Genomic DNA, 14337 nt, shown 5'->3' with positions numbered 1-14337 from the left:
GGGCTAGTTGCTTAAATCTAGCTGGTAGACGGCAAAGCCGATGTCGTCGTTAGCGACTTTTTTCATCGGGTATTGCCCTTTTTGCTTGATAAACGCGGCTGCTTTGTCGGTTGGCGAGGTTTCAAAGCGGATATCCAGCGGCTGCTTGCTGGCTATCGGCGCCAGGCGCCAGTTATTGTCTGCGGCAGGGTGAATTTCGCCCTGGGCGCTAATCCAGCTCGCCAGTATCGCGCGGTTCTCGTCAGGTGAAGCAAAGGCGATGTGGCTGTCCCCGGTGCCGGCAAACTTGCCGCCGTAGGCGCGATAGTTATTGGTCGCGACCAGGAAGACCGCGTTCGGGTCGATAGGTTTACCCTTGAAGGTCAAATCTTTGATGCGTTCGGCCTTCGGGTTCACCATCTGGCATTCGCCGTCGTAGCGGGCCGGCTGGCTGACGTCGATCTGGTAGTTAACGCCGTCAATCACGTCGAAGTTATAGGTACGGAAGCCGTCCCAGTTGATCAATTCCTGTGGTTTGGCGCTGTTCACGTCAATCTGGTTGAACTGCCCGGCGGAGCATTCCAGCCACTCTTTGACTTCTTTGCCGGTGGCTTTAACCACCACCAGCGTGTTCGGGTAGAGGTAGAGGTCTGCGGCGTTGCGGAAGGTGAGCTGGCCTTTTTCCACTTCAACGAAGCTCGCCGGGTCGTTTTTACGTCCACCGACTTTGAACGGCGCTGCGGCGGAGAGCACAGGCAGCTTCGCCAGGTCGGGGTCGCCCTGAATAAATTTCTCGACGTAGGCCTTCTGCGCGTTATTCACCACCTGAACGGTTGGGTCATCCTGTACCAGCGCCAGATAGCTGTACATGTTGTCTGCCGACTTGCCGACAGGTTTGCTGACAAATTCGCGGGTTCCTTTGTGGTCCTCCAGCAGAACCTTAACCAGCTTCTCGTCTTCTGCCGCCAGCGATTTCTTAGCCACGCTGTCATAAATTGGGCGCGCTTCGGCTTTTCCGCTGGTCACTTTCCAGCTGCCGGAGTCGTTGCTCAGCACCAGGTCGACCACGCCAAGGTGATCTCCCCACATGCCCGGCATTACCGACGGAACGCCGTTCAGCGTCCCTTTTTCTATATCTGCCCCTTTAATATTGGCAAAGTCTTTGCCCGGGAACACGGCATGGGCATGGCCAAACATAATGGCGTCCACGCCAGGCACCTGGCTGAGGTAGTAGACTGAGTTTTCCGCCATCGCCTGATAAGGCTCGCTGGAAAGCCCCGAGTGGGCGATCACCACGACCACATCCGCGCCCTGTTTGCGCATCTCCGGCACATATTTCCGTGCGGTTTCGGTAATGTCGTTGACCGTCACTTTGCCGGTCAGGTTCGCTTTATCCCAGGTCATGATTTGCGGCGGCACGAAGCCGATGTAGCCGACGCGCAGCGTCTGCGTTTTGCCGTCTTTGTCTTTGACTTCGGTCTCTTTTATCAGATACGGCGTGAACATCGGCTTCTGGGTTTTCACGTCGATGATATTGGCGTTAACGTAAGGGAACTTCGCGCCTGCGAGGGCTTTATGCAGAAAGTCGAGGCCGTAGTTGAATTCGTGGTTGCCGAGATTGCCGACGGTATAGTCGAGCGTATTCAGCGCCTTATAGACCGGATGGATCTCCCCGGCCTTCAGGCCCTTTGCGGCCGCATAATCACCCAGCGGGCTGCCCTGAATAATATCGCCGTTATCTACCAGCACGCTGTTGGTGACTTCGCCGCGGGCGGCATTGATTAAACTTGCTGTGCGTACCAGACCGAACTTTTCGGTAGGCGTATCTTTGTAGTAATCAAAGTCCATCATATTGCTGTGCAGATCGGTCGTTTCCATGATCCGCAGGTCAACGGTGGCCGCATTAACGCTGGCGGCAATCAGCGTTGCCAGAAGCGTTGCGCTAAACTTAATCATGTTGGAATATCCTTTTTTGAGCTAAGCCACAAAGGGCAATGTATATACAGACTGTTGCTTACAATTTTGTGAAGTCTGCCAGAAAATGAGGCCATTAAACCGGAAATGCTTCACAGATAGCGCATCGCGGTGCAATGAGATATAAGTAAAACAATAGGTTAATTGCTCGTTGCAGCGCCGAGACACAACACGAGGTGGAGAATGTTAGAACAAATTTGCCAGCTGGCCCGGGAGGCCGGGGCCGCGATTATGCAGGTCTATGAGGGGGAGAAGCCGCTCGAAGCCACTCATAAGATCGATGATTCCCCAGTGACGGCGGCAGATCTTGCCGCACACGATATTATTTTGAAAGGGCTGAATGCGCTGACGCCGGAGATCCCCGTTCTGTCGGAAGAAGATCCTCAGTCGTGGGATACCCGTCAAAGCTGGCAGCGCTATTGGCTGGTGGACCCGTTAGACGGCACCAAAGAGTTTCTGAAGCGTAACGGCGAGTTCACGGTGAATATCGCGCTTATCGAAGGCGGGAAGGCGGTGATGGGCGTGGTGTTCGCGCCTGTGCTGAAGGTCATGTACAGCGCGGCGGAAGGAAAGGCCTGGAAGGAAGAGTGCGGCGTTCGCAACCAAATTCACGTGCGGGACGCTCGTCCACCGCGTGTGGTGGTGAGCCGTTCCCACGCCGCCAGCGACAGCGAGCTGAAAGAGTATCTCCAGCAACTGGGGGAGCACCAGACCACGGCCATCGGTTCATCGCTGAAGTTCTGCCTGGTGGCCGACGGCCAGGCCCAGCTTTACCCGCGTTTTGGGCCGACCAACATTTGGGATACCGCCGCAGGGCATGCCGTGGCGGTTGCCGCCGGGGCGCATGTTCACGACTGGCAGGGCAAGCCGCTGGACTATACCCCGCGCGAGTCGTTCCTTAATCCCGGCTTCCGCGTCTCTATTTACTAAGCAGCCCCTGCAGCAGGCCAATCACCTGCTGCACTTCCTGCTGGGTTAACGGACCATCTTTGGCGAACTGCACCCGTCCTTCTTTATCCAGCACCACGATGGCCGAACCGCCCTGTTCCAGCTTCCACGCTTTAGCCGCGACGCCATTGCTGTCGACGATAAACTGCGACCACGGAAACTCTTTCTTATTGCTTTCAATGCTGCTGCGCACGAACATGCCGGTACCGACGATAGCGTCATCGGTATTCACGATAGTCGTGGTCTGGTACTTATCGTGCGGGAATTTCGCCGCTTTTATCGCCTCGACCATCGCCGCATTTTCTTCTTTTGCGCTCGAACGACCGGCAATATGCTGCAGGACTCTCACTTTTCCGGGGAGCTGCGCGCTATTCCAGTTTTTATAACTAAACTTATTGTTATCCAGCACCAGCTCGCCCTTATCGGTAATGCCAATAGGGGAAACCCGCTGGTTGTTTTCAAAGTTGTGGGCCGAGGCCATTAGCGGCAGCAGCAGAAGGGACAGCGCCAGCGTTCCGCGCAACGTCATAGGTGACTCCTTATTGTTGTTAGCAGGTGATCCGACCACTTGAGTCGATGATTTAAGCATATGTGGTGAATAAGCATCTGTCCCGCAATGAAAATGCCAGTTTGCGGGCTGACGCACATAACCCTGAAATTTGAAGGCTTACGCTGCCGTTTTTTACAATTAAATATATTGTTCTGCAACTTTGTAATCTTTTAGTAAAAAAACTTCTACACACTAGGTGACCTTCGATATCTGGACTATAGTTTTCGTGCACCAAACTTTTTCGCCTCATTTTGTCGAGCCAAATGTAGCTCGCAGAGGCGTTAACATGCAGGAGTAAAGAACAATGAAAATTTTCCAACGTTACAACCCCCTTCAGGTGGCGAAGTACGTGAAGATCCTGTTCCGTGGACGGTTGTATATTAAGGACGTTGGCGCTTTCGAATTTGATAAGGGCAAAATCCTTATCCCGAAGGTTAAGGATAAGCAGCACTACTCGGTGATGTCCGAGGTGAACCGCCAGGTTATGCGCTTGCAGGCGGATATGGGTTAAGCCCATAAAGCAAAGTAAATAAAACGGCCCCTGAAGGGGCCGTTAGTGTTTCTGGAGCTTGCTTACTGCTCCTGCGGCTCTTCACCGTCAGGCAGCTTTGGCGTCAACGCCACGGGCTTATTGTCAATACGCGTGACCAGCAGCTGGTCGATGCGGTAGTTATCAATATCCACCACCTCGAACTTGTAGCCGGAGAACTTCACCGAGTCGGTACGTTTCGGGATCTTACGCAGCATAAACATCATGAACCCGCCGATGGTTTCGTAGTTGCCGGACTGCGGGAATTCGTCGATATCCAGCACTCGCATGACGTCATCAATCGGCGTACCGCCTTCAACCAGCCATGAATTTTCGTCACGGGCAACGATTTGCTCTTCCATGCCCTGGCCGACCAGGTCGCCCATCAGCGTGGTCATCACGTCGTTCAGGGTGATGATGCCCACCACCAGCGCGTATTCATTCATAATCACCGCGAAGTCTTCACCGGCGGTTTTAAAGCTCTCCAGCGCTTCGGAGAGCGTCAACGTGTCTGGCACAATCAGGGCGTTACGCAGATGCACGCCGCTGTTAAGCGCCATACTCTGGTTGCCCAGCACGCGGTTCAGCAGCTCTTTGGAATCCACGTAGCCGACCACGTGGTCAATATCGCCATTACAGACCAGAAACTTGGAGTGCGGGTGTTCGGCGATGGTGGACTTCAGGCTTTGCTCGTCGGCGTGCAGGTCGAACCAAATCACGTTTTCGCGCGAGGTCATCGATGACGGCACGGTACGGGATTCCAGCTCAAACACGTTCTCAATCAGCTCGTGCTCCTGCTTACGCAGCACGCCCGCCAGAGCACCGGCTTCAAACACCGCATAAACGTCGTCGGACGTGATGTCGTCTTTACGCACCATCGGCAGCTTGAAGATACGGAAGATAACGTTCGCCAGGCCGTTGAAGAACCATACCAGAGGTCTGAAAATAAACAGACAGAAGCGCATCGGGTTGATAATACGCAAAGCAACCGTTTCGGGAGAAATCATACCGATGCGTTTCGGGGTGAGGTCTGCAAACAGAATAAACAGGCTGGTGACGAGGGTGAAGGAGATAATAAAGCTGAGCTGGTCGGCAAGCTCCGGGGACAGAAAGCGCTCCAGCAGCATTTTAAACGCCGGGGAGAAGGCCGCATCGCCGACGATACCGCCGAGAATAGCCACGGCGTTCAGCCCAATTTGCACCACGGTAAAGAACATGCCCGGCGTTTCCTGCATCTTCAGGACGCGCTGCGCGTTGACGTTGCCTTCATCGGCCAACAGTTTCAGTTTGATTTTACGAGAGGCGGCAAGCGAGATCTCAGAGATTGAGAAAAAGGCACTAATAGCAATAAGGATAAGTATTATCAAAATACTGTTTAACATAATTTATCTGGCTGTTGTGGCCAGGTCCTCGGAAGGGAAAAGTGGATAAATCAAAGGGGTCATACACAAGAATTGCCGGTCGCTTTTGTGAACGAGCCAGCAAATTCAACGGGTAGTATAGCGTAAGGAGGGGAGGTGCTGCCAGAGGCGGTTATTTAGCCGGCCGAAAGCGATATTTTTCTTCATCTGATTTTTGCTCAAGGGTGCCAACATTTGGCTTATCTTGCGGTGGAATCTGCCTGTCACTCTCCTGGAACTCTTTCCTTCTTTTGGCCACTCACCCGATTGGTTAGCCCACTATCAGGAGAGCGTTCACATGGTCAATTCCGTCACTTCCGCGCACAGGCATGCTGCGGAGCTTCCCCCCTTGCCGGAACATGGCGGCCACCGCCCTGCGTCGATGGCTTCCAGCACCTCTGTCGCCACTTCCGCCGCTGTTAGCGCGCACGAAAGCCTGCATTTTGTCGGCGATAGCGTTTATGGCTCGGCAAATGAGGCCGCTATTCATCACAAGCTCGGCGCGCTGTTTGGCAAGCATACCAGCGGTGATAACCATGCGGAAATGCACGCTCTGATTGAGTCGAGAACCCGCGAGCTGCACAAAATGGGGGAAACGCCGGCCTCCATTGAGTCGGTGCTAACCAAAGGCCATCAGCTGGACAGATTAGGGCAGGTGGCGCGAGGCGCGGTGAGGGCTATTCCGTTTGCTGTGGCATCCGTCGCCTACGACAAAGTGCCGATGCTAAGCGCTTTTGCCCACACGGCTGCAGAAATTGGCCTCCATGCCGGCCTGCAGTCCAGTATTGCCGACACTATCGGCACTACGTTGCTTAATCGCGCAACGGCGACCAGCCCCTGGCTGTCTGCTAAAGACAGCGACCTCCACCCGACGATGCGCGAAGCGGTAAAAGAGACAAAGCCTGACCTGATGACGACGGTGGCAGAAACCGGGCTGGCTATCCAGACCTATTCGGCACGCAATCTGGCGCGGCTGGCTACGGCTGCAACGCTCACGTATTTTGCCGGGCCGAAAGTGGCCGCAGAGGCCGATACCTGGCTTTCTGCCGGGGGAGGCCTGGTGGCCGGCGGCGCGATGAGCGCTATCCTTCATGCGGTGGATGAAAATAAGGGGCGGACGGGGCCGGAATATTTACTGGGGCGCAACGACTGGCAGCAGAAATTTACCGAGCTTAAAAATACGCATGTGGCGAGCCATACCTTAAAAAATGCCGCCCAGCGGGTAGCTAAGCTGCCCCTGGATATTGCGACAGATAGCCTCAAAGCGGCGGCAAACGTCATTTCTGCGCCTGGCTTAGGGAAAACCGCCATGCTTGCCGGCGGTTTTGCTGGCGTCATTGCTTTGCGCAGCGCCATTAGCGTGGCGCTTGCCAGCCACAGCATGAACGCCGCCTCGATAAGCGCCATTAGCCATGCGGCAAACGTTGTTGCCTCTGCGCCGGTATTCTTTGCTGTGCCGGCGGCAGAGATCGTAGCAGACGCGGTAGCGGACAAGATGACGCAAACGCTCCAGGAGAAGGTTCCTGCGGCGATTAACTCGGCCGCAGGCTGGGTTGGGCATCAGCTCCAGGCCGCTTTAAATCGCCAGCCAGCCGCCTCCCTTAATGCGGCTGAGCGGCAGGCATAAAGATCGCCTTCGCCAGGGGAACCGGTGGGTCCGTTAAGTCCACATACTGGCAGTCTATCGCGGAGTCTGATTATGCATATTAATTCTACGACGATACGCCCTTCGGGGATGTCGTCTCTGGCCAATACATCTGCTCCGGCAGCGGTGAAAACCGCTTCGCCCGGCCTGCACGCAAGCGATCTTAACGGCGATCTCAAAAATTGGGCCGCCGCTGCGCCTACGCCAGAAGAGGGCAAGGCGCGTGCCGCCGCGTGCAGCGAAATAATGAATAATTTTCAGTGCCATAACGAGACGTTAGATCTAAGCGAGCGTGGGTTGACGGCATTACCTGATGCGCTGGGGGGCGCTGACGCATCTCAAACATCTGAATTTGACGGGGAATCCGCTGCAGGCTTTTCCGGCCAAAGCGATTATGCAGCTAGGTTCGCTGCAAACCCTTCAGCTGGCGATGAATAAGGAAAACCACGGCGTGCCGTTTCGCCGCTCCCACGAACGCTTTGCCGATGAAGGCTACAAATTGCAGTTCTTTGCCCAGGGGAATAATCGTGCCCAGGTGATCCATCAGCCGCCTCGCCAAAAAACCGCGCTGTTCACGACCGACCTGGCGCCCTGCCTGGCGGCGATGATCGTGCAGGATGGGAAAAGCCTGGCGTTACATATGGATAACCCGCAGCGCAGTGGCTCCGGCGGCATTCCTCTGGAAGATATGCTGTCCCGGCATTTACACCCTTCGGCACGAAAAACGGAGGTATTTCTGGTGGGGGGCTAACGATCAGGGGTCGGCCGGTAATGTGCGGGCGATGCTGGCCGCGCTAAACAAGCACGGGGTGGCAGACAACATCAGCATGGCGAGCCTGGGGAACGGGCATACATCGGCGACGCTTGATGTGAATAATCAGAAGGCCTGGGTCGGCTTTGGCTAACAACGCTAAAGATAAAGCCAGTCGCTGACTGGCTTTGATGAGAAAACTTACTGAGGCGGCAGGCAAACCCCGATTCCGCCGATGCCGCAGTAGCCTTGCGGATTTTTATACAGATACTGCTGGTGGTCGTCTTCTGCGTAATAGAACGGGCCCGCGTTGGCAATTTCTGTCGTGACCTTACGCTTATCGCCAGCCGCATCCATCGCAGCCTGGAAACGCTCAAGGCTGGCGCGCGCGGCTTTATCCTGCTCCGGCGTCAGCGGGTAAATGGCGGAGCGATACTGGGTCCCGACGTCACCGCCCTGGCGCATGCCCTGAGCCGGATCGTGATTTTCCCAGAACACCTGCAGGAGCTGCCCGTAGCTGACCACTTTCGGATCGTAAACCACCCGCACGGCTTCCGCGTGGCCGGTCTGACCGCTGCACACTTCACGGTAGGTTGGGTTTGGCGTATAGCCGCCGCTGTAGCCCGCTGCCGTGCTGTAAACCCCGGGAATTTCCCAGTACAAACGCTCAACGCCCCAGAAACATCCCATCGCAAAGAGCGCGACTTCCATCCCATCTGGTACATTGGTCATTGAGTGTTCGTTAACCGCGTGAAGCGTGGCTACCGGCATCGGCGTATTGCGCCCTGGCAGGGCATCAGCCTGCGCCACAGAGTGAGTTTTTTCGAACAATGGCATGGTGTTGGATCTCCCGAAAATCGGCAAAAAAGCGAGCGGTTGTCATCAGTCGTGCAATTTCAGACAATACACGCAGGTTAGAGACTACATTACATATAAGAAATATTTAGGCTAGTGAGTTATTTTCAACCCTTAATGTTAGGGTTTTGTTAATCCGCGGAGCGGTAACGACGTTTCCTTCCAGGGGTGGAAACAAGGATATTCAGGAGAAAGCGTGCCAGTAATCCGTACTTTATGTATTACAAGCCTGTGTGTGGCGAGCGCATGGGCCAACGCCGCGAGCGTGCGTTTGCAGGTTGAGGGGCTCAGCGGCGAACTGCAAAAAAACGTCCGTGCGCAGTTGTCTACCATTAGCAGCGACGAAGTGACGCCGGATCGCCGCTTTCAGGCACGCGTCGACGATGCGATTCGCGCGGGACTTAAGGCGCTTGGCTACTACGAGCCAACCATTAATTTCACATTGCAGCCGCCTCCGCAAAAAGGGGGCCGCCAGGTTCTGCTTGCTAAAGTTGATGCCGGGCAGCCGATCTTGATTGGCGGCACCGACGTGATTTTGCGTGGCGGAGCGCGCACCGATAAAGACTATCTGGCGCTGCTGCCGACGCGGCCAAAAATTGGCACCGTCCTTGACCATGCGGACTACGATAACTTTAAAAAAGGCCTCTCCGGCATTGCGCTGCGCAAAGGCTATTTCGACAGCGATTTCCGTAAAAGCCAGCTGGGTGTTTCTCTTGAGAGGCACCAGGCTTTCTGGGATATCGACTATGACAGCGGCGAGCGCTACCGTTTTGGCGCGGTGACCTTTGAAGGGTCGCAGATTCGCGAAGAGTACCTGCAAAACCTGGTGCCTTTTAAGCAGGGGGACTATTACCAGTCAAGCGATCTGGCCGAGCTGAACCGTCGCCTGTCGGCCACGGGCTGGTTTAACTCCGTCGTGGTGGCGCCCGAGTTTGAAAAATCCCGCCAGACGAAAGTGCTGCCGCTGCAGGGCGTGGTGACGCCGCGCACCGAGAATACCATTGAAACCGGTGTGGGTTACTCCACGGACGTTGGGCCGCGCTTAAAGGCGAGCTGGAAAAAGCCGTGGATGAACTCCTATGGCCACAGCCTGACGACCAGCACCAGCCTCTCCGGGCCTGAGCAGACGCTCGACTTCAGCTATAAAGTGCCGCTGTTAAAAAGTCCTCTTGAGCAGTATTACCTGGTGCAGGGCGGTTTTAAGCGCACCGATCTCAACGACACCAAATCAGACTCCACCACCGTGGCGCTCTCCCGCTATTGGGATATGTCGAGCGGCTGGCAGCGTGCGGTGAACCTGCGCTGGAGCCTCGACCACTTTACACAGGCGGACGTCACCAACACGACGATGCTGCTTTATCCGGCGTCAGCCTGAACCGTACTCGCTCCCGCGGCGGCCTGATGCCCACGTGGGGCGACTCTCAGCGCTATTCGATCGATGTCTCCAATACGACCTGGGGCTCAGATGTTGATTTCGGCGTATTCCAGGCACAAAACGTCTGGATCCGCTCGCTGTACGAGAAGCATCGCTTTGTGGTGCGCGGCAACCTCGGGTGGATAGAAACCAATAACTTTAAAAAAAGTGCCGCCGGACCTGCGCTTCTTCGCCGGGGGTGACCGCAGCATTCGCGGCTATAAATACAAATCTATTTCGCCAGAAGACAGCAACGGCAAGCTAACCGGCGCCTCGAAGCTGGCGACCGGATCGCTGGAGTACCAGTACAACGTGAGCGGAAAATGGTGGGGCGCGGCGTTCGTTGACTCTGGTGAAGCGGTGAACGACATCAAACGAAGCAACTTCAAAACCGGCGCGGGCGTTGGCGTGCGCTGGCAGTCCCGGTCGGGCCTATCAAGCTCGATTTTGCGGTACCGGTAGGTGACAAGGAAGAGCACGGATTACAGTTTTACATCGGTTTGGGGCCTGAACTATGAGTCGCTGGAAGAAAATAAGCCTCGCGGTGCTGGCTGTCATTGTGCTGCTCATCGCGGCGGTAGGTTTGCTGGTCGGCACCACGCCGGGCCTGCATCTGTTGTTTAAAGGCGCTAATCGTTGGGTGCCGGGGCTGAATATTGCTCAGGTTGAGGGCGGGTGGCGAAATCTCACGCTAAAAAATCTGCGCTATGAGCAGCCGGGCGTTGCGGTACGGGCTGGCGAGGTTCATCTCGCCGTCGAGCTTAACTGCCTGTGGCACAGCAGCCTGTGCGTAGATGATTTCTCGCTGAAAGAGGTGGATGTCGCGGTCGACACGAAGAAAATGCCGCCGTCTGCGCCGGTCCAGGAAGAGGAGAGCGGTCCGCTGAACCTCTCCACGCCGTATCCGATTACTCTCAGCCGCGTGGCGCTGAACAACGTCAACGTGAAAATCGATGACACCACCGTTTCGGTGATGGATTTCTCCAGCGGGCTGAGCTGGGAGCAGCGCAACCTGACGCTGACGCCTACCCACCTGGAAGGCCTGCTGATTGCCCTGCCGAAGGCAGCGCAGGTGGCAAAAGAAGAGATTGTTGAGCCGAAGATCCAGAACCCACAGCCGGAAGAAGCGCCGCTGGGCGAAACGCTGAAAAAGTTGTTTGAGAAGCCGCTGCTGCCGGAAATGACCGACGTTAACCTGCCGGTAAATCTGAATATTCAGGAATTTCGCGGGGCGCGGCTGCGCCTGACCGGCGACACCGACCTGACGGTCAACTCGCTGCTGCTCAAAGTAAGCAGCATCGACGGTAACCTGAAGCTGGATGCGCTGGATGTGGACTCCTCTCAGGGGCTGGTGAACGCCACGGGCAGCGCACAGCTGCGCGATAACTGGCCGGTAGATCTGACGCTGAACAGCACGCTGAATCTCGATCCGCTGAAAGGCGAAAAGGTGAAGATGACGGTTGGCGGTGCGCTGCGGAACGAGCTGAAAGTGGGCGTCAATCTTTCCGGACCGGTTGGCTTACAGCTCAATGCTAACGCCAGACTGGCCGAGGCAGGGTTACCGCTGAACGTCGAGCTCGACAGTAAGCAGCTGTACTGGCCGCTGACCGGCGAAAAGCAATATCAGGCCGATAATCTTAAGCTTCGCCTGACCGGCAAAATAACCGACTACAAGCTCGCCTTTAGCACCGCCGTGAAGGGCGATCAGGTTCCGCCTGCCACCATCACGCTGGACGGTAAAGGTAACGAGCAGCAGTTCAGCCTCGATAAGCTGCGGGTTGCCGCGCTGCAGGGCAACACGGACCTGAAAGCGCTGGTGGACTGGAGCAAAGCTATTAGCTGGCGCGGGGAGTTAACCCTTGCCGGGATCAACACCGCGAAACAGTTTCCTGACTGGCCCGCAAAGCTTGACGGTAATATCAAAACGCGCGGCAGCCTGTATGGCGGAAGCTGGCAGCTGGATATTCCTGAGCTGAAGCTTGCCGGTAACGTGAAGCAGAATAAGGTCAACGTTCAGGGCACCCTGCAGGGCAACAATTACATGCAGTGGAAGGTTCCGGGGCTGCATCTGGAGCTGGGCCGCAATACCGTGGACGTTAAAGGGGAGCTGGGTGAGAAAGAGCTGAACCTGGACGCCAACATTAATGCACCGAACCTGGACAACGCCCTGCCGGGGCTTGGCGGTACGGCGAAAGGCGTCGTGAAGATCCGCGGTGACGTGAAAGCCCCGCAGATGCTGGCTGACCTGACGGCAAACGGCCTGCGCTGGCAGGAACTGACGATTGCCCGCGTGCTGCTGAAAGGTGACGTGAAATCGGCCGACCAAATCGCCGGTAACCTCAACCTGCGCGTTGAGCGCGTCGCTCAGCCGGGCATAAATGTTGACCTCGTCACTCTGGACGCTAAAGGGGATGAGAAACAGCATCAGCTCCAGCTGCGTATCCAGGGGGAGCCCGTTTCCGGGCGTCTTAACCTGAGCGGCAGCTTTGACCGCAATGAAGAGCGCTGGCGCGGTAAGCTAAGCGATACTCGCTTTGATACGCCGGTTGGACCGTGGGCGCTCAACCGTGAGCTGGCGCTGGACTTCCGCAATAAAGAACAGAAAATCGCCATTGGCCCGCACTGCTGGGTAAACCCGAACGCCGAGCTTTGCGTGCCGCAAACTATCGACGCCGGAGCGAAAGGCCGCGCGGTGGTTAACCTTAATCGCTTCGATCTGGCCATGCTCAAACCGGTTATGCCGGCGGATACTCAGGCCAGCGGCGTGTTTACCGGCAAGGCTGACGTAAGCTGGGACAGCGAGGCCGGGGGCCTGCCTCAGGGCCAGGTAACGCTCAGCGGGCGCGGGGTGAAGGTGGCGCAGGCCGTCAACGGCAATACTTTGCCGGTAGCCTTCGACACGCTGAATCTCAATGCTGACCTGAACAATAACCGCGCCCAGCTTGGCTGGCTGGTGAAGGTGGCGAATAACGGGCAGTTTGATGGTCAGGTTCAGATTACTGACCCGCAGGGGAGACGTAACCTCGGCGGCAACGTTAACGTTCGCAACTTCTCTCTGGCCATTGTCAACGCTATCTTCTCGAAGGGGGAAAAGGCGGACGGCACGCTGAACGCTAACCTGCGCCTGGGAGGGAACCTCGAGCGGCCGCAGATGTTCGGTCAAATGCAGCTTAACGGCCTCGATGTCGAAGGTAACTTCATGCCGTTCGATATGCAGCCGAGCCAGGTTGCCATGAACTTCAACGGGATGAACTCCACGCTGCAGGGCGTGGTGCGGACGAAACAGGGGCAGATTGTGTTAAGCGGCGATGCCGACTGGGCACAGATCGACAACTGGCGCGCGCGCATTGCCGCGAAGGGCAGCAAGGTGCGCATTACTGTCCCTCCGATGGTGAGGCTGGACGTCTCGCCGGATATCGAGTTTGTGGCGACGCCGAGCCTGTTTACTCTTAACGGAAACGTGGACGTGCCGTGGGCGCGTATTGTGGTGCATGACGTGCCGGAAAGCGCCGTCGGCGTCTCCAGCGACGAAGTGATGCTGGACAAAGAGCTCAAGCCGGTCAATCCAAAATCCACGGCGATCCCTGTTAACAGCAATTTGACGATTCACGTTGGCAACGACGTGCGGCTCAATGCCTTTGGCCTGAAGGCGCGCCTGACGGGTGACCTGAAAATGGTTCAGGACAAACAGGGGCTGGGGCTGAACGGCCAGATAAGCATTCCTCAGGGGCGTTTCCACGCCTACGGTCAGGATCTTATCGTCCGTAAAGGCGATCTGCTGTTCTCCGGCCCGCCGGACAACCCGTACCTGAATATTGAGGCTATTCGCAACCCGGACGCGACCGAAAACAACGTTACGGCCGGCGTGCGCGTCACCGGCCCGGCCGATGAGCCAAAAGCCGAGATATTCTCTGACCCGGCGATGTCGCAGCAGGAAGCCTTGTCCTACCTGCTTCGCGGCCAGGGTTTGAGTACGTCTGGCAACGATGGCGACGCGATGACCTCAATGCTTGTCGGTCTGGGGGTTGCACAAAGTGGTCAGGTTGTGGGTAAAATCGGCGAGACGTTTGGCGTAAGCAATCTGGCGCTTGATACCGCAGGGGTAGGGGATTCCTCTCAGGTGGTGGTGAGCGGCTATGTCTTGCCGGGTCTACAGGTTAAGTATGGCGTAGGTATTTTTGACTCTCTGGCGACGTTAACGCTACGTTATCGTCTGATGCCTAAGCTGTATCTGGAAGCGGTGTCTGGCGTAGATCAGGCACTAGATCTGCTCTATCAGTTTGAGTTTTAGC

10 protein-coding genes and 1 pseudogene are annotated in these 14337 nt (G+C 56.3%); 7 read left to right on the top strand and 4 right to left on the bottom strand.

The genetic code is table 11. The annotated features are described in order from the left end of the window. Window positions 1-3: 3 nt before the first annotated feature. Window positions 4-1935, bottom strand: a complete 1932-nt coding sequence (locus EL098_RS19815; protein ID WP_126357748.1) for a bifunctional 2',3'-cyclic-nucleotide 2'-phosphodiesterase/3'-nucleotidase — start codon at window positions 1933-1935, stop codon at window positions 4-6. 201 nt (window positions 1936-2136) lie between these two features. On the opposite strand from EL098_RS19815, the gene cysQ reads away from it, so the two are divergent. Then, complete coding sequence (gene cysQ, locus EL098_RS19810) at window positions 2137-2883, top strand: 3'(2'),5'-bisphosphate nucleotidase CysQ (RefSeq protein WP_126357747.1); 747 nt, start codon at window positions 2137-2139, stop codon at window positions 2881-2883. Here the strand turns inward: cysQ and EL098_RS19805 are convergent. Then, on the bottom strand, window positions 2873-3430 hold the full coding sequence (locus tag EL098_RS19805; RefSeq protein ID WP_126357746.1) for a YtfJ family protein: 558 nt from the start codon (window positions 3428-3430) through the stop codon (window positions 2873-2875). The two genes, cysQ and EL098_RS19805, sit on opposite strands and share 11 nt — an antisense overlap. 325 nt (window positions 3431-3755) lie before the next feature. Here EL098_RS19805 and EL098_RS19800 point away from each other — a divergent pair, with 325 nt between their 5' ends. Next, entirely contained in the window at window positions 3756-3962 is a 207-nt protein-coding gene (locus EL098_RS19800) for a DUF1107 domain-containing protein (RefSeq protein ID WP_126357745.1), read from the top strand. A gap of 62 nt (window positions 3963-4024) precedes the next feature. Here the strand turns inward: EL098_RS19800 and EL098_RS19795 are convergent, their stop codons facing one another. Next, window positions 4025-5362 (bottom strand): hemolysin family protein, encoded by a 1338-nt coding sequence (locus EL098_RS19795; RefSeq protein WP_126357744.1) that lies wholly within the window; start codon window positions 5360-5362, stop codon window positions 4025-4027. Window positions 5363-5678: 316 nt separating this feature from the next. Here EL098_RS19795 and EL098_RS19790 point away from each other — a divergent pair, with 316 nt between their 5' ends. The 3 genes from EL098_RS19790 to EL098_RS23700 all read left to right on the top strand — a co-directional run bounded on the left by EL098_RS19790 (window position 5679) and on the right by EL098_RS23700 (window position 7930). Next, the gene (locus EL098_RS19790) at window positions 5679-7007 is read left to right on the top strand and encodes a hypothetical protein (protein ID WP_126357743.1); all 1329 of its coding nucleotides are present in this window, start codon (window positions 5679-5681) and stop codon (window positions 7005-7007) included. A gap of 331 nt (window positions 7008-7338) precedes the next feature. Next, window positions 7339-7776 carry a hypothetical protein gene (locus EL098_RS19785; protein WP_126357742.1) on the top strand — a complete coding sequence of 146 codons (438 nt, stop codon included), beginning with the start codon at window positions 7339-7341 and terminating at the stop codon, window positions 7774-7776. A 31-nt stretch (window positions 7777-7807) separates the two neighbouring features. After that, the gene (locus EL098_RS23700) at window positions 7808-7930 is read left to right on the top strand and encodes a hypothetical protein (protein WP_269462191.1); all 123 of its coding nucleotides are present in this window, start codon (window positions 7808-7810) and stop codon (window positions 7928-7930) included. Window positions 7931-7977: 47 nt separating this feature from the next. Here the strand turns inward: EL098_RS23700 and msrA are convergent, their stop codons facing one another. Continuing rightward, window positions 7978-8613, bottom strand: coding sequence for a peptide-methionine (S)-S-oxide reductase MsrA (msrA, locus tag EL098_RS19780; protein ID WP_126357741.1), 636 nt, complete (start codon window positions 8611-8613; stop codon window positions 7978-7980). A gap of 214 nt (window positions 8614-8827) precedes the next feature. On the opposite strand from msrA, the pseudogene tamA reads away from it, so the two are divergent. Next, window positions 8828-10563, top strand: a pseudogene (gene tamA, locus EL098_RS19775) (autotransporter assembly complex protein TamA). Beyond that, a complete protein-coding gene (gene tamB / locus EL098_RS19770; protein WP_126357740.1) occupies window positions 10560-14336 on the top strand; it encodes an autotransporter assembly complex protein TamB in 3777 nt (1258 codons plus the stop codon). The pseudogene tamA and the gene tamB overlap by 4 nt, the downstream one beginning before the upstream one ends. The last annotated feature ends 1 nt before the right edge of the window (window position 14337 follow it).

It is taken from the genome of Cedecea lapagei, assembly GCF_900635955.1.
GTDB classification, from domain to species: domain Bacteria; phylum Pseudomonadota; class Gammaproteobacteria; order Enterobacterales; family Enterobacteriaceae; genus Cedecea; species Cedecea lapagei.
This window is presented reverse-complemented; position numbering and strand designations above follow the sequence as displayed.

Coding starts and splice junctions, on each gene's coding strand:
- msrA (WP_126357741.1), bottom strand. CDS start 8,613: ATGCCATTGTTCGAAAAAACTCACTCTGTGGCGCAGGCTGATGCCCTG.
- cysQ (WP_126357747.1), top strand. CDS start 2,137: ATGTTAGAACAAATTTGCCAGCTGGCCCGGGAGGCCGGGGCCGCGATT.
- tamB (WP_126357740.1), top strand. CDS start 10,560: ATGAGTCGCTGGAAGAAAATAAGCCTCGCGGTGCTGGCTGTCATTGTG.
- EL098_RS19815 (WP_126357748.1), bottom strand. CDS start 1,935: ATGATTAAGTTTAGCGCAACGCTTCTGGCAACGCTGATTGCCGCCAGC.
- EL098_RS19790 (WP_126357743.1), top strand. CDS start 5,679: ATGGTCAATTCCGTCACTTCCGCGCACAGGCATGCTGCGGAGCTTCCC.
- EL098_RS19800 (WP_126357745.1), top strand. CDS start 3,756: ATGAAAATTTTCCAACGTTACAACCCCCTTCAGGTGGCGAAGTACGTG.
- EL098_RS19795 (WP_126357744.1), bottom strand. CDS start 5,362: ATGTTAAACAGTATTTTGATAATACTTATCCTTATTGCTATTAGTGCC.
- EL098_RS19805 (WP_126357746.1), bottom strand. CDS start 3,430: ATGACGTTGCGCGGAACGCTGGCGCTGTCCCTTCTGCTGCTGCCGCTA.
- EL098_RS23700 (WP_269462191.1), top strand. CDS start 7,808: ATGCTGGCCGCGCTAAACAAGCACGGGGTGGCAGACAACATCAGCATG.
- EL098_RS19785 (WP_126357742.1), top strand. CDS start 7,339: ATGCGCTGGGGGGCGCTGACGCATCTCAAACATCTGAATTTGACGGGG.